Annotated in this window: 17 protein-coding genes; 13 read left to right on the forward strand and 4 right to left on the reverse strand. The window is 57.9% G+C overall.

Features of this window, described 5'->3' with window-relative positions; translation table 11 throughout:
* Positions 1-6: 6 nt before the first annotated feature.
* Together CRO62_RS16340 and CRO62_RS16345 are read left to right on the forward strand one after the other, a co-directional pair.
* Positions 7-990: a DUF1839 family protein gene (locus tag CRO62_RS16340; protein WP_097100897.1), complete on the forward strand. Its 984-nt coding sequence runs from the start codon at positions 7-9 to the stop codon at positions 988-990.
* Entirely contained in the window at positions 987-3,443 is a 2,457-nt protein-coding gene (locus tag CRO62_RS16345; RefSeq protein WP_097100898.1) for a glycoside hydrolase family 2 protein, read from the forward strand. The genes CRO62_RS16340 and CRO62_RS16345 overlap by 4 nt, the downstream gene beginning before the upstream one ends.
* On the opposite strand, the gene CRO62_RS16350 is transcribed toward CRO62_RS16345, so the two are convergent.
* Positions 3,414-5,231, reverse strand: coding sequence for an alpha/beta fold hydrolase (locus tag CRO62_RS16350; RefSeq protein WP_097100899.1), 1,818 nt, complete (start codon positions 5,229-5,231; stop codon positions 3,414-3,416). The two genes, CRO62_RS16345 and CRO62_RS16350, sit on opposite strands and share 30 nt — an antisense overlap.
* A 346-nt stretch (positions 5,232-5,577) precedes the next feature.
* Here CRO62_RS16350 and CRO62_RS16355 point away from each other — a divergent pair, with 346 nt between their 5' ends.
* The 4 genes from CRO62_RS16355 to CRO62_RS16370 all read left to right on the forward strand — a co-directional run bounded on the left by CRO62_RS16355 (position 5,578) and on the right by CRO62_RS16370 (position 11,748).
* The gene (locus CRO62_RS16355; protein WP_003516808.1) at positions 5,578-8,295 is read left to right on the forward strand and encodes an ABC transporter ATP-binding protein; all 2,718 of its coding nucleotides are present in this window, start codon (positions 5,578-5,580) and stop codon (positions 8,293-8,295) included.
* 43 nt (positions 8,296-8,338) lie between these two features.
* Positions 8,339-8,794 (forward strand): cyclic nucleotide-binding domain-containing protein, encoded by a 456-nt coding sequence (locus tag CRO62_RS16360; protein ID WP_097100900.1) that lies wholly within the window; start codon positions 8,339-8,341, stop codon positions 8,792-8,794.
* A gap of 188 nt (positions 8,795-8,982) precedes the next feature.
* Positions 8,983-9,843, forward strand: coding sequence for an MBL fold metallo-hydrolase (locus CRO62_RS16365; protein WP_097100901.1), 861 nt, complete (start codon positions 8,983-8,985; stop codon positions 9,841-9,843).
* 210 nt (positions 9,844-10,053) lie between these two features.
* Positions 10,054-11,748: an adenylate/guanylate cyclase domain-containing protein gene (locus CRO62_RS16370; RefSeq protein WP_097100902.1), complete on the forward strand. Its 1,695-nt coding sequence runs from the start codon at positions 10,054-10,056 to the stop codon at positions 11,746-11,748.
* A 36-nt stretch (positions 11,749-11,784) separates the two neighbouring features.
* Here CRO62_RS16370 and CRO62_RS16375 read toward each other — a convergent pair whose 3' ends face one another.
* Positions 11,785-12,267 (reverse strand): class I SAM-dependent methyltransferase, encoded by a 483-nt coding sequence (locus CRO62_RS16375; RefSeq protein WP_003516804.1) that lies wholly within the window; start codon positions 12,265-12,267, stop codon positions 11,785-11,787.
* Positions 12,268-12,346: 79 nt separating this feature from the next.
* Positions 12,347-13,687, reverse strand: coding sequence for a nucleotide sugar dehydrogenase (locus CRO62_RS16380; RefSeq protein ID WP_179784549.1), 1,341 nt, complete (start codon positions 13,685-13,687; stop codon positions 12,347-12,349).
* Positions 13,688-13,814: 127 nt separating this feature from the next.
* Here CRO62_RS16380 and CRO62_RS16385 point away from each other — a divergent pair, with 127 nt between their 5' ends.
* Together CRO62_RS16385 and CRO62_RS16390 are read left to right on the forward strand one after the other, a co-directional pair.
* The gene (locus CRO62_RS16385; protein ID WP_097100903.1) at positions 13,815-14,912 is read left to right on the forward strand and encodes a glycosyltransferase family 4 protein; all 1,098 of its coding nucleotides are present in this window, start codon (positions 13,815-13,817) and stop codon (positions 14,910-14,912) included.
* Positions 14,909-15,652 carry a polysaccharide deacetylase family protein gene (locus tag CRO62_RS16390; RefSeq protein ID WP_097100904.1) on the forward strand — a complete coding sequence of 248 codons (744 nt, stop codon included), beginning with the start codon at positions 14,909-14,911 and terminating at the stop codon, positions 15,650-15,652. Before CRO62_RS16385 ends, CRO62_RS16390 begins: the two co-directional genes overlap by 4 nt.
* Here the strand turns inward: CRO62_RS16390 and CRO62_RS16395 are convergent.
* A complete protein-coding gene (locus CRO62_RS16395) occupies positions 15,644-16,606 on the reverse strand; it encodes a glycosyltransferase family 32 protein (protein ID WP_179784550.1) in 963 nt (320 codons plus the stop codon). The two genes, CRO62_RS16390 and CRO62_RS16395, sit on opposite strands and share 9 nt — an antisense overlap.
* 213 nt (positions 16,607-16,819) lie before the next feature.
* Between CRO62_RS16395 and CRO62_RS16400 the strand changes: the two genes are divergently transcribed.
* The 5 genes from CRO62_RS16400 (at position 16,820) to CRO62_RS16420 (ending at position 24,063) form a co-directional block, all read left to right on the forward strand.
* Positions 16,820-18,712 (forward strand): ABC transporter ATP-binding protein, encoded by a 1,893-nt coding sequence (locus CRO62_RS16400; RefSeq protein WP_025594512.1) that lies wholly within the window; start codon positions 16,820-16,822, stop codon positions 18,710-18,712.
* Positions 18,709-20,610: an ABC transporter substrate-binding protein gene (locus CRO62_RS16405; RefSeq protein WP_097100905.1), complete on the forward strand. Its 1,902-nt coding sequence runs from the start codon at positions 18,709-18,711 to the stop codon at positions 20,608-20,610. The genes CRO62_RS16400 and CRO62_RS16405 overlap by 4 nt, the downstream gene beginning before the upstream one ends.
* A 1-nt stretch (position 20,611) precedes the next feature.
* The gene (locus CRO62_RS16410) at positions 20,612-21,610 is read left to right on the forward strand and encodes an ABC transporter permease (protein ID WP_003516797.1); all 999 of its coding nucleotides are present in this window, start codon (positions 20,612-20,614) and stop codon (positions 21,608-21,610) included.
* A complete protein-coding gene (locus tag CRO62_RS16415) occupies positions 21,607-22,782 on the forward strand; it encodes an ABC transporter permease (protein WP_003516796.1) in 1,176 nt (391 codons plus the stop codon). The genes CRO62_RS16410 and CRO62_RS16415 overlap by 4 nt, the downstream gene beginning before the upstream one ends.
* A 72-nt stretch (positions 22,783-22,854) precedes the next feature.
* On the forward strand, positions 22,855-24,063 hold the full coding sequence (locus tag CRO62_RS16420) for a glycosyltransferase family protein (RefSeq protein ID WP_003516795.1): 1,209 nt from the start codon (positions 22,855-22,857) through the stop codon (positions 24,061-24,063).
* Positions 24,064-24,096: the final 33 nt, after the last annotated feature.

A 24,096-nucleotide genomic window follows, 5' to 3' on the forward strand; every position in this document is an offset into this window, starting at 1 on the left:
CCATTCATGCGGCAGATTTTCCCCGGTCTCAATCCCAAAAACTATGTGCAGCACCCGCTTCATTCTTCGGAAAGAATGTGGCCGGAGACCAATTGCTACATCGATTTGTGGATCGAGGTGCTGGCCTCGAAAGGGTTGCCGCCTGAGGCCATGTTCGGCTTCACACTGACGCAGGATTTCGAAGGCGACCACTTCACCTTCTTCAAAGTGCCGCTGGAAGATCTGGAAGCACTTTATGGCGTTCGCGCCACCGAACTTGCGATCTTCGACCGGGTGGAAAACCATATCGAAGCGCAGCTGGAGCGCGGCCGCATCTGCCTGATCGAGATGGACAGCTTCTATATGCCCGATACCCACGGGGTGGGCTACCGGAAGGAACATGGCAAGACCACCATCGCCATCAACCGGCTGGACCTCGCAAACCGGGAACTCGATTATTTTCATAATGCAGGCTTTTTCCACCTGTCGGGCGAAGATTTCGACGGCCTGTTCCAGCATCACCTGTCAGAGAGCGAGCCGACGTTCCTGCCTTATACGGAATTTGCGAAATTCGCAGACAGCAACCCTTCGCCGGCGCATATCCGCAAAACGGCCGAACGGCTGCTGAAGTTTCATTTTTCGAGGCGACCATCCGACAATCCGGTCAGGGCTTTTGCAGCCGTGTTTCCGGCTCAGGTCGAGAAGGTGGCAGACCGGCCGTTCGGCTTTTTCCACAAATATGCCTTCAATACGCTGCGCCAGCTCGGCGCCAATTTCGAACTGGCGGCGAGCCACCTCGAATGGCTGGACAAGAGCGAATTTGCTGAAGCAAGAGACCACGCGCTACGCATATCCGAGGTCGCCAAGACCGTGCAGTTCCAGCTCGCTCGCGCCGTCACGCGCCGCAAATTCGACGCGCTCGCCTCGGTGCTCGATCCGGCTGCGGATGCATGGGATGGTGTGATGGAAGCCCTTGCGGCAAAATTGTCGAACACCAGCGAGGCCGCGTGAGGACTTATCTTCCGCGCGAAAGCGAAAAATTACTAAGCGAAGGCTGGACGCTGACAATGACGCCGGCCAATGCCTGCGAAACGCCCTCGGATATTCCCGCAACCCTTGAAAGCCTTCACGTATCCGTTCCCGGAACAGTGGCGCAAGCTCTGGAACTGGCCGGAAAATTTGACCGTCTCAATCCGACACCATTGAACGACAGGGATGCCTGGTACCGTCTGACGATGATTTCCGATGTGCGGGAGCGGGCGATCCTGCGCTTCGACGGCCTGTCCACGATTGCAGAAATCTTCCTCAACGGCGAACTGATCGCCGCCAGCCAGAGCATGTTCGAAAGGCTGGAAGTACCGGTTGAACTGACGGGCGCGGACGAACTGTCCATCTGCTTCCGGGCACTTTCGCCAAGGCTCGAAAAAACCGGTCCCCGCGCCCGCTGGCGGCCGCAGATGATGAACACCCAAGGTCTGCGGCTGATTCGCACCACGGCGCTCGGATATATGCCAGGCTGGTGCCCGGAAATCCATGCCGCCGGCCCATGGCGACCCATCAGCCTTATAAGACAGGCAGGCGTGCTCTGCACAGTCCGGTCCTCGCTCGACGAAACCGGGACGGGAACGGTCAACATCGCCCTGGAGGCGAACCACGACATTCCATCCGCACGGCTCACCTGCGCGGGCTACGGCGTCGATCTTTTCGGGGGTGAAAACGGCAGGCTCCTAGGCCAACTCCACATACCCGATGTCGAGACGTGGTGGCCGCATACCCACGGCAGACCGGCGCTCCATGAAGTCGTTCTGGAACTGGATGGTAAGCAACACAGGCTCGGGCGCACGGGCTTCAGGCGCGTAGAGGCGGGTTACGGCGAAAACGGCAACGGTTTCGGCATCCAGATAAACGGGCACCCCGTTTTCTGCCGGGGCGCAGTCTGGACGACCGCCGACATCGTGCGGCTGCCGGGAACAAGACCGGACTATGAGCCTTGGCTTCGAAAAGCTGCCGAAGCCGGCATGAACATGATCCGCGTCGGCGGCACGATGGCCTATGAAACGCCGGAGTTCTTCGCGCTGTGCGATGAACTCGGCATCATGGTTTGGCAGGACGCCATGCTTGCCAATTTTGATTATCCGGCAAAGGATGAGGCGCTCAGCCAGCACATCGTTACGGAAGTCTCGCAGTTCCTCGAGGCGACCGCCCTTTCCCCTTCGCTGACCGTTTTTTGCGGCGGTAGCGAAATGTACCAGCAGGGCGCGATGCTCGGTCTGCCGGAACAGATATGGAAGGGAACCCTCACCGAGACAATTTTGCCCGAAGTCCTGACCGAAAAACGGCCAGACGCGGCCTATGTGGCGAATTCCCCTTCAGGCGGCGCCTTGCCCTTCTTTCCCAATGCCGGAGTTGGTCATTATTACGGTGTGGGCGCCTATTGCCGTCCGCTGGAAGATGCCCGCCGGGCCAATCTCCGCTTTGCTGCAGAGTGCCTGGCCTTCGCCAATATTCCCGAACAGGAAACGCTGGACAGACATCTTCCCGCACTGGCGGTGCATGATCCGCGCTGGAAGGCGCGCACGCCACGCGATCGCGGCGCTTCCTGGGATTTCGAGGATATTCGCGACCATTATCTGAAACTGCTTTACGACGTTGAGCCGGACGTGCTGCGTCGGGAGGATGGCGGCCTCTATCTCGACATGTCTCGTGCCGTCACTGCCGAGGTCATGGAAGCAACCTTCGCCGAATGGCGTCGCGACGCGTCCTCTTGCGGGGGCGCCCTGGTCTGGACCTTGCAGGATATCGTTCCCGGCGCTGGCTGGGGTATCATCGATGCCACCGGCAGACCCAAATCCGTCTGGCATGCGCTGAAAAGAGCGTTTCGTCCCATCCAGGTCAGCCTTTCCGATGAAGGTACCAACGGGCTGGACATTCATGTCATCAACGAAACCGGCGACAACCTTGACGCCATGCTGGAACTGACCTGCCTGCGCGATGGCACGCAACCCGTCGTTCATGCCAAACGGCCGCTCACGCTCTCGCCGCGACAGAGCCAGACCATCGCCGCAACCGATTTGTTCGGCGCCTTTTTCGATACGACCTATGCCTATCGTTTCGGCCCGCCCTCCCATGATGTGACGGTGGCCCGGCTCCGCAATGTCGCGACCGGATCTGTCATCGCCGACGCATTCCATTTTCCTCTCGGTCGGAAAAAAGCACTGCACGCCGCCAACCTTCAAGTGGGGGTGAGCGAGGCGAACGGCATCTGGTCGCTCGAAATCGGCACGGACCGGCTGGCGCAATCCGTCCATATCACGGCGCAAGATTACCGCGCCTCGGAAAGCTGGTTCCATCTCGCACCCGGTGAAACCAGGAAAATCGACCTTCTGCCGGAGACAGCAACATCCGAAACGCCCCCTTCCGGCGATGTCGTCTCGCTAGGCTCCAGCCGGCGATTTTCCTTTTAGAGCCATCAGCTTCACCGCATCGATATAGGCTTTTCTGGCCTCCGGCGTTGAAAGATTATGGTCGGCGTCAGGAATAATCGTCAGCGACACATTCCGGTAGGCCGACAGGCCCCTGCCATCGGCGTTGAAATAATACCGGAAATGCTCAAGCCCGTCGTCATTGTCGCTGTAAAGCAGGCTGATGGACACATCCCTTGTCTTGAGCTTGTCGAAAGCACCGTAGACGGCACGCCCTTCCTCGCTCCCCCGGCGGGAAAGCCTTGCCGTTTTTATCGAAAGCTTCTTGAGCGTCGCCTTGGCGATATTGCGACCGGCGCTCACCACATCGACATCGCCGCTGACGAGACGCTTGAACGTAGCGCCCTGGCGAAAACGCTGGCTGTATTCCCCAAAGGAACGTGGCGGTTTGTGCAGCGCTTCATCGACCGAGCGGCCTTTCCGCCAGTGGAACACAACCGGATTGACCGCAACCACCCCGCTGATCCGGTCTTCGGCAAGCGCGCCGTTGAAGGCGAGGTAGGCGCCGCTGCAGCGCCCAGCTGCAACGACGGGTCCTTTGCCACGCCGACTGAGAAAATCGAGCGCAGCGGCCACGTCGTCATTCTGCGCCGCATCGTAAAGAACCTGATCGGGCGCGTTTTTGACCGGGGGGCTGTCGGCAATATTGGCCGCGTCGAACCGTAGCGAAGCGATACCCTCCCGCGCGAGCGAACGGGCCGTTTGCACGGAAAGCCTGCCCCAACCCGCATGCCGGTCGTAGGCCGCGCCGAGCAGAAGGACCGAGGAGACCGCCAGCCGATCATCAGGCTCGCAAAAAACACCGAAAAGCCGGCCGGCTTCTCCAAATTGCACCGGCTGTTCCAGAAAACCGCGACCGCGCTGCGGAGCGTTGACGATGAAATCTTCCTGCGGACCCGCCGCATCCGTGGTCTGGGTCTTGGACAGGACCCAGTCCCGAAGCCACTTCACCACATCGCCGGGTATTTTCGAGAGTGTGGGACTGGATACGAGATCGTCATATCCCTCAAATTCCGCCTCCCCCACCTCCGCACCAATCGCGGCGAGTTGTTTGGCAAAATCGCTGTCGCTCGCCCGGCCCGGTCTCGACAGCACCAGAATGCTCCGCGCAGGAGCAACATTCAGCTTTGCAAGATTGACCTTCTTGATAGCATCAGCAACACCCACCGGCATGGCCATGCCTGCAATCGCCCCCGCCTCCGCCATGCGCTGCCCGGGACGAAGACCAAGACCATCGTCGATCATGGACGACCACATCGCCAGTTCGCGAAGATAGCTCCGGCCGGAGACGACGGGCGCCAGAAGCGCCATGGAACCGACGTCGGCCGTATCGGCGAGCGCCTGTATGGCGATCAGACAGCCGAGACCCTGAGCGATGACGACCACCCTGGAACAACCGGAAAGACGTTTTAGATAGTCGAGCGCCGCTCGCGTGTCGGAAAGCCAGTCCGCCGCACGCACGACGTCCTCCGGATCGAGCGCGTCCCCAGCGCCATGATAGTCGAACCGCAGGCTGGCGACGCCGGCCGCCGCCAGCCGTTCAGCCACAACCCGCTGAAACTTTCGAGTGCACAGTTCCTCCATGCCCCAGGGGCTGACGAAAAGAACCGCATGGTCCTGTTTGACCTCCTTGCGCGCCGGGTGAAAAATACCCGTGCATCCTTGAAAAGAAACCGGATGCGCGATCGACCCATCGGATGCAATGCCCGAAAGCGACAACATGTCAGGGGACGGTTCACCGCTTGCACGCTCTGAAATATCTATCGCCATCGACCTTGCAATCACTACGCCTGTGTCGGCTCAACCATTTGCGGGATAACTATACCGGGGCGTCTTAACGTCCTGTTCTACAGTAAAACCAATAACATTAGGGAAGTCTAAAAATGTAGTCGTCTCAATATCGAATGTGGAATGCGCGTTACAAAAACAAATATCGGGGATCGTGGGCCAGCCTCGGCACGGGCGCTATTTTGCTCGAAACCGCTTGAATATACTGATAAATAGCGAGTCACATACCTATTTGCAGGAGGGGATCCCGCCACCCGGCAGCCTGACCGTCTTGACACCGCGCAAACCAACACGCCGGGCCCTGCCCGACAGGTCATAGAAGTTTTATATGGAACAAAGCCTTACGCGTTATATCTGGTCGCATACGAAGCGGCAGCAGCTTTTCATTCTGCTGATCGTCGCCCTGTCCATGATCCCCTATTTCCTCGCCTTCGATCTGCCCAAACAGATCGTCAACGGCCCCATTCAGGGAGACGGATTCGAAGGGGCAAACGCGACACAGCTTTTCATGCATCTCACGGTCGATATTCCCTATTGGGGCACCGTGACGCTCTTCCCCGGCCTCGAACTCAACCGCATGTCGATGCTGATGGCGCTCAGCCTCACCTTCCTTGCGCTTGTCGTGATCAACGGGCTTTTCAAATATTATATCAACACCTTCAAGGGCCGCCTCGGCGAGCGGCTTCTCAGGCGTATCCGTTTCGAACTTATCGACCGGATTCTGCGGTTCCCGCCCACGCATTTCAAGCGGGTTAAGGGCGCTGAAATCTCCAGCATGGTGAAGGACGAGGTCGAGCCGCTGGGCGGATTTACCGGTGACGCCTTTGTGCAGCCGGCGCTTCTCGGCGGTCAGGCGCTCTCGGCACTCTTCTTCATTCTCGTGCAGAATTTCTGGCTGGGTCTGATTGCGGCTTTCATGGCCGCCATCCAGGTCGGCATCATCCCCAAAATGCGCCGTCGCCTCATCGAACTCGGACGCCAGCGGCAGCTGAGCGCACGCCAGCTTGCCGGGCGCATCGGCGAAATGGTCGACGGCATCGGCACCATCCACGCCTATGACACCTCTAATTTCGAGCGTGCCGATGCCTCGCACCGGCTCGGCGACATCTTCAGGATCCGCTACGATCTCTACCAGTGGAAGTTTCTGGTCAAATTCATCAATAACTTCCTCGCGCAGCTCACCCCTTTCTTCTTTTATGCACTCGGCGGTTATCTCACGCTCAAGGGCAGCCTTGATGTCGGGCAGCTGGTTGCCGTCATCAACGCTTATAAGGAACTGCCAGGACCGCTGAAGGAGCTGATCGACTGGGATCAGGCGCGTCAGGATGTCCAGGTAAAATACGAGCAGGTCTTCGAGCAGTTCGATGCGTCGAACATGATCGACGACAAGGTGCAAAAACTGTCACCGGGAGCAGTCGCGGCAATTGCCGCACCGATCGTCGTCAGCAATCTGACGCTGGAAGACGATAGCGGCAGCCGGCTTCTGGAACAGGCTTCGTTGAAGATCGAGGCAGGCGAGGTGATCGCCATCGTCGGTGGATCGGGAGCTGAGGCGCTCGCGGATGCTATCGGCCGCACGCTCTGGCCGACCTCCGGCAAGGTGAGCATCAACGACGTCGACATATTGGAATTGCCTGAATCGCTGACGGGCCGGCGCATCTCCTATGTGTCCTCGGACAGCTATTTTTTCCACGCCAGCCTGAAGGACAATCTGCTTTACGGTCTCAAGCACGCACCGCTTGTCGAAAAGCAATACGAAGGTGCGGCGCTGGAGCACCGCAAATGGGAAATCCGCGAAGCCAAGCTTGCGGGCAATCCGACGATCGACATCAACAGCGAATGGATCGACTACGCTTCAAGCCCGGCCGGTGACGGCAAACCGGAAAACCTCATCCAGGCCGTTCTGGCTGTGCTCGACAGCGTGGAACTTTCGCAGGATATTCTGGAATTCGCGTTGCGCTCGACGATCGACCCCTTGACCGACCTGCATCTTGCGGCGCGCATTGTGGAACTGCGACATGTCCTGCGCGCCGAACTGGAAAAGGAGAACCTGAGCGGCCTCATCGCTCCGTTTGAGCTGGAGAGCTACAACAGCGAGGCCACCGTGGGCGAGAACCTGTTGTTCGGTACCATGCGCGACTCATCACAGTCGATCAGAACCGTCATCGAAAGCGAATATTTCCGTTCGCTGATGCGCGAAACAGGCCTCGTCAAAACCCTGTTCGAAATGGGGTATACGATTGCCGAAAACATCGTGGAAATCTTCGCCGACCTGCCGGGTGACCACCCCTTCTTCCAGCAGCTCACATTCATGACGCCCGACGATGTTCCGGTCTATCAGCAAATGCTGCAGCGTCTTCAAAGTAGGAGTTTCGACGAGGCCAATGAAAGCGAAAGACGCGCGATGCTGCGGCTGAGCTTCTTCTACATTGAGCCCCGGCAGCGTTTCGGCCTGCTGTCACCGGAAATCATGAACCGGATCGTTGAAGTCCGGCACATGTTCCATGAAAACCTGCCGGACAGCCTGAAGAACGTGATCGAAATCTACGATCCGACGAAATACATGAGTGCCACCAGCCTTCTGGATAATATTCTCTTCGGCAAGGTCAGCCATCGTTATACCGACGCATCACGGCGCATCACCCACATCGTGGCCGAGGTCATGCGCAAGCAGGGCGTCTATGAGCGTGTGCTTGCGGTGGGTCTGGATTTCAACCTCGGCGCCGGCGGCAAGCGGCTCGGGCCACTCCAGCGCCAGAAGCTCAATCTCGCAAGGGCGCTGATCCGAAAGTCCGACTATTACGTCTTCAATCGCCCCCTTCCCGGCCTCGATCCGCGGCAACAGGAGGAAATTGTCGAACGGGTCATCACATTCCTGAAACAGAACAATAATAACCCGGCGATCGTGTGGGTTCTGTCGAATGCGACGCTCTCGCGCATGTTCGACCGGGTCATCGTCGTCCATCAGGGCCTTATCAGCGCTGATGGAAGTTACGAGACTCTTGCGCAGGAAAACGGTACATTCAAGGATATGGTCGCAACATAAATCCAAGAAAGTGACCGAGGTGGAACAAGAACAGGGTAAGGCAATGCTTTTCAAAGACGAAATTCAAATGCTGAAACGCGTCCCGTTTTTTTCGGAAATGGAACCGTCGAAACTTAAACTTCTCGCATTCGCATCCGACCGCGTGTCCTATCACACCGGCGACATGCTTTTCCGGCAGGGAGATGTCGGCGATGCGGCCTACGTCCTTTTGACCGGCAAAGTGGATGTTCTGGTCGATTCTCCGTCGGGCACGTTAAAAGTGGCCGAAATGACCGGCAATGCGATCGTCGGTGAAATCGCCATTCTCTGCGACAGCGTCAGAACCGCAACCGTGCGCGCCTCCACCAACGTGGAAGCCCTGCGTATCGGCAAGGAACAGTTCTTCAAGCTCATGTCCGATTTCCCTGACATTACCATCAAGGTCATGCGCGTTCTTGCCGAACGTCTCACCCAGACGACGACGGAGCTTAGCAAAGCGCGTACAAACGCGAGAACATGAACCGCAATTTCTTGCTACCGTGGATGGCGATGTTGGAAAAATAAATGTCGCACCATTGCAATATAAATGAAATGCTGACTGAATAAGGGTAAGGGCGTCCGCCAAAAGAGAGCGGATATAATAATCTGTAGAGACAACGGGCTTCATGGGAGGAAGCGTGCAAGATTCCGTTGTAATCGGGGTGTGTCATGGCGTTCGATTCCGACATAGTAAGTCGGGAAGGTAATAAAGATTTTCGGGTAAAGATCTGGGGTGCGCGGGGAACGCTTCCTGTTTCAGGTGAAAACTTCCGAAAATATGGCGGGAATACCATCTGCATCGAGGTACGATGCGGAGATCATGTTCTTTTGTTCGACGCGGGTTCGGGGTTACACCCTGCTGGTCTGGCGTTGCGCGCGGAAGGTATTACCGACGTCAACCTGTTCTTCTCTCACTGCCATTACGACCACATCGTCGGCTTTCCCTATTTCAAGCCGTTCTACAATAGCTCCAATGATGTCGCCATCTGGTCGGGTCATCTTGCCGGCACGATGACAACGCGGGAAATGCTCAAGGACTTCATGAGCCCGCCATGGTTCCCCGTACCGCTGGAAGTTTGCTGCGCAAAAATGGCAACCCGTGACTTTATGCCGGGCGACGTCCTGGATGTTCATCCGGGCCTCTCGATCCGAACCGGAATGCTCAATCATCCGGGCAACGCCATCGGGTATCGCCTGGACTGGGCGGGAAAGTCATTCGCCATCATCACCGATACCGAACATGAACCGGGCAATATCGACAAGACCGTGCTTGATCTGATCAAGGACGTCGATCTCTTCCTCTACGACGCCATGTTTACCGATGAGGAGATGGGCCTTTATCGCGGTTACGGCCATTCGTCCTGGCAGGAGGCGATCCGCCTTGCCAAACTGGCAGGCGCAAAAAATGTCGGCTTCATCCACCACGCCCCAAGCCGCAGCGACGACGAACTGGACGATATCGAAAAACAGGCAAAAGCCCAGTTCAGCGGTGCATTCGCGACAATGGACGGCCAGATCATCGACCTCTGATCGCGGTCATCAATCTCGTGGTGCTGGCCTGCGTTTGACGCTTTTTTGAAGCCTGATTTGTTATCATGCGGCGAACCGACGTTCGAACACGCACAATTGACCATAGCCGGCCCATTGCTCCACGATTTTGCCACGAGATACCCTGCACTAAAGACATCAGAGCACACTTAATGATGATTCTGCGCCAAATGACCGCATGATGGGATTTGCATGATCCGTTTCTTTTCGGAGACCAATTTGAGACGCGCCCGGATCTTGTCCGGCCTCATCATTTTTGCCTTTGTATTTTCCCATCTTTTCAACCATTCCCTCGCTCTCATTTCCATCGACACCGCCGAGCGGGCGCGAAAATGGTTCAGCCTGATCTGGCTCAATCCCGTCAGCAGCCTGCTATTTTATGGGTCGGTTGTGGTGCACGTCTGTCTTGTCCTGCGCTCTCTTTATCAGCGCCGGACATTGCGCATGCCGCTTCGCGAAGCGCTGCAAGCCATACTCGGCCTGTCGATCCCGTTTTTGATCATCGGCCACGCCGTCAATATTCGCGTGTCGCACATGATCTACAACATCGACGTGGGATATTACTCGGTCGTTCGCCGGCTCTGGATCAACAACCCGATGGCAGGCGCGTGGCAAAGCCTCGCATTGATCGTGATCTGGACCCACGGGTGTATCGGCCTGTTTTTCTGGTTGCGTTACCGGGACTGGTATCCCAAAATTGCCGGGATATTCATGACTGTAGCGGTGATGCTGCCTTTGTTGGCGCTTCTGGGCTTCAGCGATGCCGGCCGCTGGCTGGAGGAAGTAGATAGAAAATACTCGCTTCCTCCCGGGCTTGCAGATACCACCGTTCAAAGAGACGACATACCGTTGCAACGGGAAATGGAGACGCGTATCCGTTTCGTTACCGACGCAACGGAAGCGATTTTTGTCGGCGCGGTCATGCTGGTGTTCGTCTTGCGCGGCGTACGCAGCTGGCGACAGAGATCGACTGCTATCGAAATCCGATATGAGCATGGTGCGCAAGCGCGCGTCCCTGCCGGGCTCAGCATTCTGGAGGCCAGCAGACTCGCGGGCGTACCGCATTATTCCGTATGCGGCGGCAAAGGACGTTGTTCGACCTGCCGGGTCAGGATTGTCGAAAGCAAAGGCCCGCTTCCGCCTCCCGGAGATATCGAACAAACCACTTTGAGGCGCATCCATGCCGATTCAGATGTGCGGCTCGGCTGCCAGTTGCGGCCCACCCAGGATATTGGAATAGCGCTTCTGGTATCGCCGCCCCAACAGAGCGACCTGCCAGCGGATGCGCAACCGGCCCGGCCGGGCAAGGAAGAGGAGATCGCCATCCTCTTTTGTGATATCCGCAATTTCACCGCGCTTTCCGAGGCGAAACTGCCATATGACGTCGTGTTTCTTCTGAACCGCTACTTCACCATTGTCGGGCAGGCCGTCGAACAGGCCGGAGGACATCTCGACAAATTCATCGGTGATGGCGCCATGGCTCTTTTCGGACTTGGCGACGATGCAGAAAATGCCTGCCGCAACGCCATGAAGGCCGCCGCTATCATACTGCGGGAGCTTTCAATCCTGAATGAGGGACTAGAAAAACAATTTGCCGTCCGGCTGGAAGTGGTAGTAGGCATCCACGCTGGCCCAACGATCGTCGGCGTCATGGGCTATGGCGCAGCGAAAACCCTGACCGCGATCGGTGACACCGTGAATGTGGCGAGCAGGCTGGAATCCAAGGCCAAGGAATTCGGCGCCGCCATCGTCGTCTCCGAACCCGCCATCATTCAGGCGGGACAGGAGATTGCCGATCTGCGAAGCGAAAAAATCGCCATTCGCGGGAGAAACTCGCAAATGAAAGTTTTCCTGCTCTCCAAAGAAGAGAGCGAGCGCTACCTATAGGGCAACCCCGGCGCTCTCGCTGCGGGCCATCCGGCCTCAAATCTTGCGATAGAGAAAATAACGGTCGGTCGGCACGCTTTCCGGCACCGGCAGAGGCTTCAGCATGGGATGATCCAGAGGCAGACCGCTGACCGCAACGCCACCTTTTGCCAGCATGCCCGCGGCAAGGTCCGGCAGCCATGTCAGGGTAATGGCATCCTTTTCGGGGTAGCCCGTGCCGATATCGGCATGCACCATGGCCGCCTCCACACCGATGAAGGCCGGAGCGGTTTCCGATATTTCACCGATGACGAGATCTTCCTGCGCGGGAACAGACGAGGCGTGTGCACCCATGGCCCTGTCGAAGGCAACGATGCGGCGTTGCGGAAACAGTTCGCGCAAATGATTGAACGTGCGCCCGTTTCCAAGGCCTATTTCCATGATCGCGCCTTCGTCAGGCAGATCAAGATCGGCCTTGACGTGGTTGAGGATATCCCGCTGCGCGGTCAACCGGCGAATGAAACTGTCCAATCTGCTCATAGTCCGTCCGTTCATGAATGCCGGGCACTTCCAGTAAAAGCGTATAGCGATTTTGCTGGAAATGCCCGGGAGAAGGCGATCAGGCCTTGATGATGTGTTTTGCGGCGATATCCCGACGTGCGAAGACGTTTCGCGTATCGATGATCAGCGGCGACCATTCGCAAAGAGCGGCATAGTCCACATTGTCGTGATCGGTCGCCACCAGAACAGCGTCAAAGGCGCTGATGGTCTGCTTGTCCCAAGCCACGGATTTCATGCCCATCAGGTGGCTATATTCCCGGGTTTTCGGGATTTCTGCCACGTGCGGATCATAATAGGCCGCTTCGCCGCCGCGCTCCTGAATAAGTTCTATGAGTTTCAGCGAAGGACTTTCACGAATATCGGGCACATTCTTCTTGTAGGCGAGACCGACCACCAGCACCTTGGAGCGGCTGAGCGCCTTGCCGGAACGGATGTCGAGGGCTTCCGCAACCCGCCCGATGACATGACGCGGCATGCCGGTGTTGATTTCGCCGGCGAGCTCGATGAACCGCGTCGGCAACTCGTATTCCCGCGATTTCCAGGTGAGATAGAAAGGATCGATCGGTATGCAGTGCCCACCAAGACCCGGGCCGGGATAAAACGGCATGAAACCGAACGGCTTGGTTTTCGCCGCGTCGATCACTTCCCATATGTCGATGCCCATGGCCTCATAGACGACCTTGAGTTCATTGACGAGCGCGATATTGACAGCGCGGAAGACGTTTTCGGTGATTTTCACCGCCTCGGCCGTGGCGTTTGTCGAGACCGGAACGATCTTCTTGACCACTGAGCCGTAGAATGCCGCCATCAGTTTCCCGGCAGCCTCACCATCGCCTGCAACGACCTTTGGAATGGTCGAGGTCTCGAAATCGCGATTGCCGGGATCCTCCCGCTCGGGCGAAAAACCGATGAAGAAGTCGACGCCGGAGACAAGTCCCGTACCCTCCAGAATGGTCTTCACAACTCCGTCGGTCGTGCCGGGATAGGTGGTCGATTCCAGCACCACAAGCTGTCCCTTGCGCAGATGCGCAGCAATGTCCCGGCAGGTCTTTTCGACATAGGAGAGGTCCGGCTCGCGATATTTCGTCAGGGGCGTCGGCACGCAGATGGCAATCACATCGCATTCAGCCAGTCTGGAAAAATCAGACGTTGCGATGAAGTCATCATCGCGCCTGACGCTTGCCAGCACCTCGTCCGAAACCGCCTCGATATAGCTGCGGCCAGCATCGATCGCGACCATTTTACCGGGATCGATATCGAAACCGACGACCTTGAAACCGGCCTTGGCGATCGTGATGGCAAGCGGCAGGCCGACATAGCCAAGGCCGATCACCGCCGCTTTGGCGCTTTTGTTTTCGATGCTGGAAAGCAGGTTCTGGGAAACGACTGGGGAAGTCAAAGCGTGTCACGCTCCGCGCATGTGCAAAAGATGCCCTTCAGTTGGGCAAGAATGGTCAGGCTGTCAAGGCTCGGCCCTGTCAAATTCCGGTTGACGCCAGAGCCATGGGCGACGCACAACCATCCGGATGAGGATCGCTTTTTATTCACCGCTCAAATCGCCCAACCATCCCGTTCCCTCAGGAGACCGGCTGATGGCCCGCCTGCTGATGAAGGCGATGGCGATGGGCGGCCACGATGTTTCCGTCGCTTCCGAGCTGCGCAGCTTTCTCAAACAGGCTGACGATCCGGCGCGGTCCTTGCTTGCCGATGCGGCGACGCAGGAAATCGAGACCATCACGGAGCGCTGGCAGCGGGAAGGCGCGCCGGACCTGTGGTTTTGTTATCACCCCTATTACAAGGCCCCGGACTTGCTCGGGCCGGAACTGAGCAGACGTTTCGATATTCCCTACGTCACCGCCGAGGCCTCCTATTCCCCCAAGCGCAATGGCATGGGCTGGCAGGCGGTTCAGGAAGAGTTACTGGCCGCATTGAACGCTGCCGCCATCAATATCTGCTTCACCGCGCGTGATCGCGACGGGCTTGTCCGCGCCTCTCCCGCACTCCGCTCGGCGATGTTGGCGCCCTTTATCGATGCCAGTAATTTTCTTGAAATTGCTCCGCGCCCCACACCAGGAAAACTCATCACCGTCGCCATGATGCGGGCGGGCGACAAGTTCGACAGCTATCGCGCGCTTCGCGATGCGCTTGCGCTGTTGCCGCAGGACTTGAACTGGACATTGGATATCATCGGCGACGGGCCGGAACGCGCTGCCGTGCAAGCCATGTTCAGCTCTTTCCCCGATCGCCGTCTTGTCTGGCACGGAGAAAAAAACGCAAACGAAATCGCAGAACTTCTTTCAAAAGCATCGGTTTACGTTTGGCCCGGGCATGGCGAAGCCTACGGTCTCGCCTATCTCGAGGCACAGGCTGCGGGCCTGCCCGTTATCGCCGAAGCGGTTGCCGGCGTTCCCGAAGTGGTAAAATCCGGAACCACCGGATTACTGACACCGGAAAATGATACAGCCGCCTATGCTGGAGCAATCGAAACCCTGCTCGGCGATGACAAGCGGCGTGAGGAATTGGCAAGGGCAGCCCGCCAATTCGTAAAAAATGAACGATCTCTGGAAAAAGCCGCAAGAGAACTGAACGATATTCTGTTGCGAGCAAAGGCACGAACATCATGAGTCTGGAAACACTCGTCGCGGCACTGGATGAATGTGGACGACGCGGCATAACGGCCGATCTCTGGCTCAGGGACGACGATGCGGTGGAACCGACACCAGCGCTCGACACGCTGCTCGATCTTTGCAGCAGCTTTTCCGCTCCGGTGACGCTTGCGGTTATCCCCGAGATGACGACGGACAAGCTCGCGCAGCACCTGGATACGACTGACATTGCCCATGTCGCCGTGCATGGCTGGTCCCATACGAACTATGCCACCGAGAAAGAAAAGAAACAGGAACTCGGATCACACCGTGACCTGTCCATCGTTCTCGACGAGTTGCAATCCGGGCTCGAAAAACTGCACGATCTGCATGGCAGGCGTTTCGTGCCTATGCTCGTTCCGCCGTGGAACCGCATAGATGCCAATGTGGTGCAGGGACTGGCGGACCTCGGATATCGGGCGCTTTCGGTTTTCGGCCCGGAGAAAGACGCCGTGCCACCTTGCCTGAACACCCATGTCGACGTGATCGACTGGCACGGCAGCCGCGGTGGGCGCGAAGACGACATCCTTTTCGCCGAGACCGCCGCCCGCATCCTGCAGACTGCGGAGCACGGCGGCACGACCGGCATCCTTACCCATCATCTCGTGCATGATGACAACGTCTGGCGTTTTCTGAAACGGCTTTTCGAGGTGACTGCCAGCCATCCTGCCGCGCGCTGGCGTTCCTCGGCGGAACTCATCAACCAAATATCACCATGACTTCCAGGCGATCAGCAGACCACCCGTCTTGGTGGCAAGTTCGCGCCTGACAACTTCGACCTCCTGCAACGCGGCGCGATCGGCAAGAGAAGCGGCAACAAACCCCAGCGGCGCAAGGCTGATGCTCCCAGCCCGAGCGATGACGGTAAAGATCAGCGGACCCGTCGACCACCAGGCTGGCGCACGCGGCATTTCCTCAAGAATCCTCGGAAACGCCTCCAGCATCTTGCTGAAGACCGGATGGCCGGCAGGTGTCGCAATGAAAGAGTTGGCAAGAAGCATGCTGCCCCGCCCGGTATCGCGCGGCGTTTCTTCATCAAAGGCCGTCAGCCCTACCAGTGGCAGGAAAGCATCGAAACTCGCATCATCCCGCGCCGGATACCAGTCGCAATCAAGATAGATGCCACCAAAACGCTCCAGCACGACATAGCGGGCCACATCAACAGCGCCGGGATAATCGCCGTCTTCCAGCATCGTCCTGAAGACGTCATTCGAAAACACGCCTTCCCGCTCAAGATCGGCCTCCCGCCAGAGGCGATATTCGTAGCCATGCGAGGCGGCATGGGCGGCCCAGGCCTTGACCGATACGGGCGGGGCCTTGTCTCCGATCCAAATCTGGTGGATGCGCCTCGGCACGTCCTCCCTGCTTTTCAGATTGATGGCGCGGTGCTCCTCCGGGGAAAAATGCGCATGTTTTGCAAGCACCTGCGGCGGCGGAACCAGCGTATATTGATAGCCGATCCTCGCGACCATATCGCCTTCAGCCTTGGCAAGACGCAGCCGTGCCGCATGCAGCCTGCGCGGCAGACCGAGCACTGTCCGCTCACCCATCAGGTGCCCGTCTTTTACTGCAACCAGCGATAAGAGAAGCGCATGCGCTTCCGCATATTGTCCTTGGTTTTGCAACTGCCGGGCTCTATCCAGCTGGGCATCGTAATATTTCTTGTCGGACATGGATCCTCACCCGGGAACGTTCGTTAACATATCGCCAAACACAAGCCATCAGGCAAGCCATTGCAATTTGGAAGCCGGCTTTGAATTTGCTAAACAATTCGATGTTTCAGAGGCATAGACAGACAACAAACCCTACGATAACGTGCCTTTAAGCCCTCCTGAGCAAATTGTCACAAGACAACGATAAAGAGAGACGGCAAGGAACCTTTTAGCATGAGCGCAGGCGCAGATTTGCTCCGTATTGAAAATCTGCGGGTCTCGTTTTCTCTTATGGGTGGCACGATTGACGCCGTGAGGGGTGCCAGCCTTCGCATTCTTCCGGGAAAAGTGACCGCGCTTGTCGGAGAATCCGGCTCCGGAAAATCCGTCATCGGCCAGACGATCATGGGCATCCACCCCAAGACGGCGCGCGTGAACGGTCGCGTGCTGTTCACCGATCCCGCAAATGCCGCAGCCGGCCCCGTCGATCTGCTGCAACTGCCGAAGGATGGCCGGGAAATCCGCGCTATCCGCGGAAATCGCATCGGGCTGATTTTTCAGGAACCCATGACGTCTTTTTCGCCGTTGCACACGATCGGCAACCAGATTGACGAAGCGCTGAGAATCCACAGCATCCTGTCGCCGGCCGAGCGCGCGGAAAAAATGTATGAGACGCTCGACCTTGTAGGGTTTTCCAACCCGAAGAAGGTCGTGAACATGTATCCCTTCGAATTGTCGGGCGGCATGCGCCAGCGCGCCATGATCGCCATGGCACTGATCTGTCGCCCCGCCCTTCTGATCGCCGACGAACCGACGACGGCGCTTGATGTGACCATACAGGCGCAAATCCTCAAACTCCTGCGCGATCTCCAGAGCCGGCTGAACATGAGCATGCTGCTCATCACCCACGATCTCGGCGTGGTGGCAAACATCGCCGACGAGGTTGCCGTGATCTATCAGGGCGAGATCATGGAAGCTGGAACGGTCGACGATATTTTCAAGGCACCGAGCCACCCCTATCTCAAGGGCCTGATGGCCGCCGTGCCGCATTTCGACATGAAGCCGGGTGAGAGGCTGAAGGCACTTCGTGAGATCACCGTCGACCACGAAAGCCTTGTCGGCAAGAAGACCGCCGCAGTGAACAAGACCCCCGGCCCGCTCTTGACCGTGGAGAATATCAGCAAGACCTTCACGACCCGTAAGTCCAGCTGGTTCAGCCGCCGCGATGCCAATGCCACCAAGGCGGTCAACAGCGTCAGTTTTGAAATCCGCCGGGGAGAATGCCTTGGCCTCGTCGGCGAAAGCGGCAGCGGCAAGACAACCGTCAGCAAAATCCTCATGCGCGCCGTTCGCCCGGATGAAGGCTCCGTGACCTTTCACCGGCCGCAGGGCGATATCGACGTCCTCAACGCAAGGGACGGCGATCTAAAGGAATTGCGGTCGAAGATACAGATGGTCTTCCAGGACCCGATCTCATCACTTTCACCGCGCATGACCGTGCGCAATATTTTGAGCGAGCCGCTTGAAATCCATGGACGGGGCGATGCGAAATACCGCGCGGAAAAAGTCCGTAATCTCGTCAAGGCTATCGGCCTTGGAGAAAGCGCGCTGAACCGTTATCCGCACAGTTTCTCAGGCGGCCAGAGGCAGCGTATCGGCATTGCCAGAGCGCTGGCGTTGGGTCCCGAACTGCTGATCTGCGACGAACCCGTTTCTGCCCTAGATGTCTCGGTGCAGGCGCAAATCCTCAACCTGCTCAAGGATTTGCAGAAGGACCTCGGACTTACCTACCTCTTCATCTCGCACAATCTGGCAGTGGTGGATTACATGGCGGACCGCGTGGCGGTGATGTGCGAGGGCCGCATCGTCGAGCTGGCGCCGCGGGAAATCATGATGCGCTCTCCGGTTCACCCCTACACCAAATCGTTGCTGGCGGCTGTGCCTTTCCCCGATCTCGACCGTCCGCTCGATTTCCGCACCATCGGCAAGATCAGCGCGACAGGCAAGTTCGACTGGGGCAAGCAATTCCGCGACGAGGGTGACGGCGAAATGATCTCTGCCGATCTTGGCGACGGCCATTTCGTTCTCGCAAACGGCAATGCCGACATCAGGGAGCTTCGCTCGTGATTACGCGCCGCACCACCCTTGCCTTGATGGCCTCCGTCTTTTTGCCGACCTATGCGCGCGCTGCCTATACCGACCCCACCTACTTCAAGGAAAAGCGTGAAAAAGGCGAGCTGCCTGATATTGCCGAGCGCTTGCCGAAAAACCCGCGCGTCATCGATATGAAGGCGCTTGGCCGGGAGCCCGGAAAACACGGCGGTTCCGTGCGCATGCTGATCGGCGGCCAGCGCGATATCCGGCTTATGCCCATCAGCAACTATGCCCGCCTTGTCGGTTACGACGAAAAATTCGAGCTTCATCCCGACATTCTGGAAAGCTACGACGTTCAGGACGAACGCATCTTCACCTTCAAGCTGCGCGAAGGCCATAAATGGTCCGACGGCAGCGATTTAACCTCCGAGGATTTCCGGTATTTCTGGGAGGATGTTGCTCTCAACAAGGAAATTCACAAGGGCGGCCCGCCAATCGAACTGCTGGTCAACAACAATCCGCCGCAGATCGAAGTCATCGACCGGCTGACGGTGCGCTATACCTGGGAAGGCCCGAACCCCGATTTTCTGGCAAAGCTCGCAGCCGCGTCGCCTGCGCGGCTTTTCCTACCCGCCGCCTATATGAAGCAGTTCCACGTCAAATATCAGACCGCGGAAAACCTCGCCAAGCTCATCAAGAAGAACAAGGCGGATGACTGGAGCGGGCTGCATATCAAGATGTCGCGGCAGGTCCGTCCGGAAAATCCCGCTCTGCCGACGCTGGACGCATGGCGCAATACGACTTCGCCACCGGCCGAACAGTTCGTTTTCGAGCGCAATCCCTATTATCACCGTGTCGACGAAAACGGCCTGCAACTGCCCTATCTCGACCGGTTCCTGCTGAACGTCACGTCCTCCGACATCATATCGGCCAAGACGGCGTCGGGTGACAGCGATCTGCAATATTTCGGCCTCGATTTCGCCGACTACACCTTCCTGAAGGATGCCGAAAAGCGCTTTCCTCTGAAGGTGAACCTTTATAAGCGCTCTCAAGGGTCGCGCATTGCACTTTTGCCCAATCTGAACTGCGCCGATCCGGTATGGCGAAGCTGTTTCCAGGACGTGCGCGTGCGCCGCGCGATGTCGCTCGCTATAAACCGGCACGAAATCAACATGGTCTGCTTTTACGGGCTGGCAAAGGAAAGCGCCGACACCGTCTTGCCGGAAAGCCCGCTTTACCGGCCGGAATTTGCCGAGGCCTGGAGTGCCTTCGACCGGGCGATGGCCAACAGGTTGCTTGACGAAGCGGGTCTCGATAAGCGCGACAGCGCCGGCAACCGACTTCTGCCGGACGGCCGCCCGGCCTATATCATCGTCGAGACCACAGGCGAAAGCACGCTCGAAACGGACGTGATGGAACTGGTCACAGACCACTGGCGGCATATCGGCATTTCGGTTTCGGTCCGCCCGACCCAGCGAGATGTCTTCCGCAAGCGCGCCATGGGCGGCGAGGTGCTGATGTCGGTGTGGATGGGCATGGACAATGGCGTGCCGACCCCCGACATGCTGCCTTCGGGCCTTGCGCCCACCGGCGACGACCAGTTGCAATGGCCGGTCTGGGGCATCCATTATCTGTCCGGCGGGCGTGAGGGCAAGGAGCCTGACCTGCCGGAAGCAGCGCATCTGCTCGATCTCCTGAAAAAATGGCGCCGAAGCGTCACCGAGGAAGAGCGCGAGGCAATCTGGCTGGAAATGCTTGGTATCTACACGCAGCAGGTATTTTCCATCGGCATCGTCAACGGCGCGCTGCAACCCGTCGTCCATGTCAAACGCATGCGAAACGTGCCGGAAAAGGCGCTTTTCGGCTTTGAACCCACATCGTATCTCGGCATCTACATGCCGGATGCCTTCTGGTATGACGGAGACGCCTGATATGCTGCGGTATATTCTCAAGCGCATCCTCGTCATGATCCCCACGCTGATCCTGATATCGATGCTGGTTTTCACCATCATCGAATTGCCGCCGGGCGATTATTTCGAAAGCTACGTCGCCGAACTGCGCGCCATGGGTGAGACCGCAAACCTTGCCGAAATCGAGGAGTTGCGCGTCCGCTACGGCTTCGACCAGCCGGCGCCGATCCGTTACTTCCGCTGGGCAACCGGCATGCTGGTCGGCGATTTCGGTTATTCTTTCGAATATCAGCTCCCGGTAAACGAGGTTGTGGGAGACCGTCTGTGGTTGACGGTTCTGGTGTCCTTCGTCACCATCATCGTCACCTGGATTCTTGCCTTCCCGATCGGCATCTACTCCGCCACTCACAAATATAGCTGGGGCGACTACGGCCTGACCTTCCTCGGTCTGCTCGGCATCGCCATCCCCAACTTCATGCTGGCGCTGATCCTGATGTATTTCGCCAATATCTGGTTCGGCATCTCCATCGGCCATCTGATGGATCGGGAATATCTGAACCAGGCGATGAGCTGGCCAAAGTTCAAATCGATTCTCGAACATATCTGGATACCCGTCCTCATCATCGGAACGGCGGGCACGGCCGGCATGATCCGCCGCCTGCGCGCCAACCTCTTGGACGAGTTGCAGAAACAATATGTCGTAACCGCCCGCGCCAAGGGGCTTCACCCTTTCAAGGTGCTGATCAAATACCCGCTGCGCATGGCGCTGAATTTCTTCATTTCGGACATCGGCTCGATCCTGCCCGCCATCATATCAGGCGCGGAAATCACCGCCGTCGTGCTGTCGCTCGAAACAACCGGTCCGATGCTCATCCGGGCGCTGCAAAGCCAGGACATGTACCTGGCAGGCTCCTTCCTGATGTTCCTTGCTTTCCTCACGGTGATCGGCGTTCTTGTGTCGGATATCGCCCTTGCCATACTTGACCCGAGAATCCGCTTCGGAGGTGGTAACGTCAAATGACTTCATCCATCCCGACTTCCGGCGAAGCACTGCCCCACTACGTTTCCACGGCGCCGTTCGACCCGTCGCTCATCGAACCCAATACGTCCGGAATGGCGGCCTTCAGCAAGGCGTCGCAGCTGCGGCTCATGTGGTGGCAGTTCCGCCAGCACAAGATCGCCGTCTGGTCCGGCGCCTTTCTGGTGGTGCTTTATCTTTCGATCCTGATCAGCGAGTTCCTCGCGCCTTACAATCTTCACACCCGCAATATCGAGCATATCTACGCCCCACCCCAGGCCATTCACCTTTTCAATGACGGAAAATTTGTCGGGCCTTTCGTCTATGGTCGGGAAATGACGCTCGACATGGACAATCTGCGGCGTGTCTACCGGGATGTGCCGACGGATATCCAGCCGCTGCGTTTCTTCTGCAAGGGCGATACCTATCATTTCTGGGGCATGATCGAGGCTAGAACCCACCTCGTATGTCCGGCCGAAGGCGGTGAAATGTTCCTGCTCGGCACCGACAGGCTTGGACGAGACGTGCTGTCGCGGATCATCTATGGCGCGCGCATCTCGCTGACGATCGGCCTTCTCGGTGTCGCCATGAGCTTCGTTCTCGGCATTGTGATCGGCGGTCTGGCAGGTTATCGCGGCGGCACTTTCGATCTCATCGTCCAGCGTATCATTGAAGTCCTGCAATCCATTCCGAGCATTCCGCTGTGGCTCGCACTCGCAGCGATCATGCCGGTGACCTGGAGTCCAATCCTCGTCTATCTCGGCATCACCATCATTCTCGGCATGCTGGACTGGACGGGACTGGCGCGCGCCGTGCGCTCCAAATTGCTGGCATTGCGCGAGGAAGACTATGTTTTGGCTGCACAACTGATGGGCGCCGGCACACCGCGCATCATCGGCAGGCACCTTATCCCCGGCTTCATGTCACATCTGATCGCCTCGGCGACGCTGACGATACCGGGCATGATTCTCGGCGAAACCGCGCTGAGCTTCCTTGGTCTCGGCCTCAGACCGCCGATCACAAGTTGGGGAATTCTGCTCACGGAGGCGCGCAGCGTCAGCGTCATTGCGCTATATCCGTGGCTTCTCATCCCGACGATTCCGGTTGTTCTCGTCATTCTGGCCTTTAATTTCTTCGGTGACGGACTACGTGATGCTGCGGATCCCTTCAGATAAAATGGAACACGCCTTGATAAACTGCTCTTCCGCCATCGCCTTTTTTGGGAAAGGCAAAAAGAGGTGTGGCCGATGACCTCCCGTCTGAACGACGCACGCATCCTCATGTACAGCCATGATTCCTTTGGCCTCGGACATCTGCGGCGCTGTCGCACGATCGCTCACGCGCTGGTGGAGGATTATCGCGGCCTCAACGTCCTTATCATTTCGGGTGCGACTATCGCCGGCGCCTTCGATTATCGCGCTCGTGTCGATTTCGTGAAAATCCCGAGCGTCATCAAGCTGCGCAACGGCGAATACACCTCCATGGACAGGCATATCGATCTTCAGGAAACACTGAAGATGCGCCGCTCCATCATCTATCACACTGCCGAAAGCTTCCAGCCGGATATCTTCATCGTCGACAAAGAGCCCATGGGTCTTCGTGGCGAGGTGGAGGAAACGCTTGCGTATCTCAAGGGACAGGGAACCAAGCTTGTCATCGGGCTGCGTGACGTCATGGATGCACCGCAACTGCTTGAAGCGGAGTGGAAGCGCAATGACGTGATGACCAAGATTGGCAAGTTCTATGACCACGTCTGGATTTATGGCCCGCCGGATTTCCACGACCCCTTGACGGGCCTCGACGTTCCCCAGACCGTTCGCGACAAGATGGATTTCGTCGGCTTCCTGCAACGCTCCAAAACGCAGGCGGAAACCGTGGCGCACCGGCCGGAGGGCGACTATCTTCTCATCACCACCGGTGGCGGCGGTGACGGCAGCGAATTGATCGATGACGTCATCAACGCTTACCGTCATGATAGCGAACTGACGCACAAGGCGCTCGTGGTGCTCGGCCCTTACATGCCGGCAGACCAGCGCCAGCGCTTCATGAGCAGTGTTGCCGATATTCCGTACATAGAGATCATCGAATTCGACAACCGCATGGAAGACCTCGTTGCCGGCGCTCAGGCCGTCGTGTCGATGGGCGGCTACAACACCGTCTGCGAGATATTGTCGTTCGACAAGCCTGCCCTCGTCGTGCCGCGCACGGTGCCGAGGGAGGAGCAGCTTATCCGCGCAAGCCGCGCGTCGGAGCTCGGCCTTTTCGACATGCTTTTACCTGAGGATGCCGAGAATCCGGCAAAAATGGCGGCAGCTCTTAAAGCGCTGCCGAATCGCGCGCCGCCTTCCGTCAATTCGCAGGACCTGAAGCTCGATGGTCTGGAAAACATTTCGAAACGGATAGCCGAATGGCTGCCGCCCGAGGGCGACAAGGTGCCAATAACGCTGACAGCGTGACCCGCTCCCCGACAACCACCGCTTCAAAAGAGA

It is taken from the genome of Rhizobium sp. AN6A (assembly GCF_900215635.1).
GTDB classification, from domain to species: Bacteria; Pseudomonadota; Alphaproteobacteria; order Rhizobiales; family Rhizobiaceae; genus Agrobacterium; species Agrobacterium tumefaciens.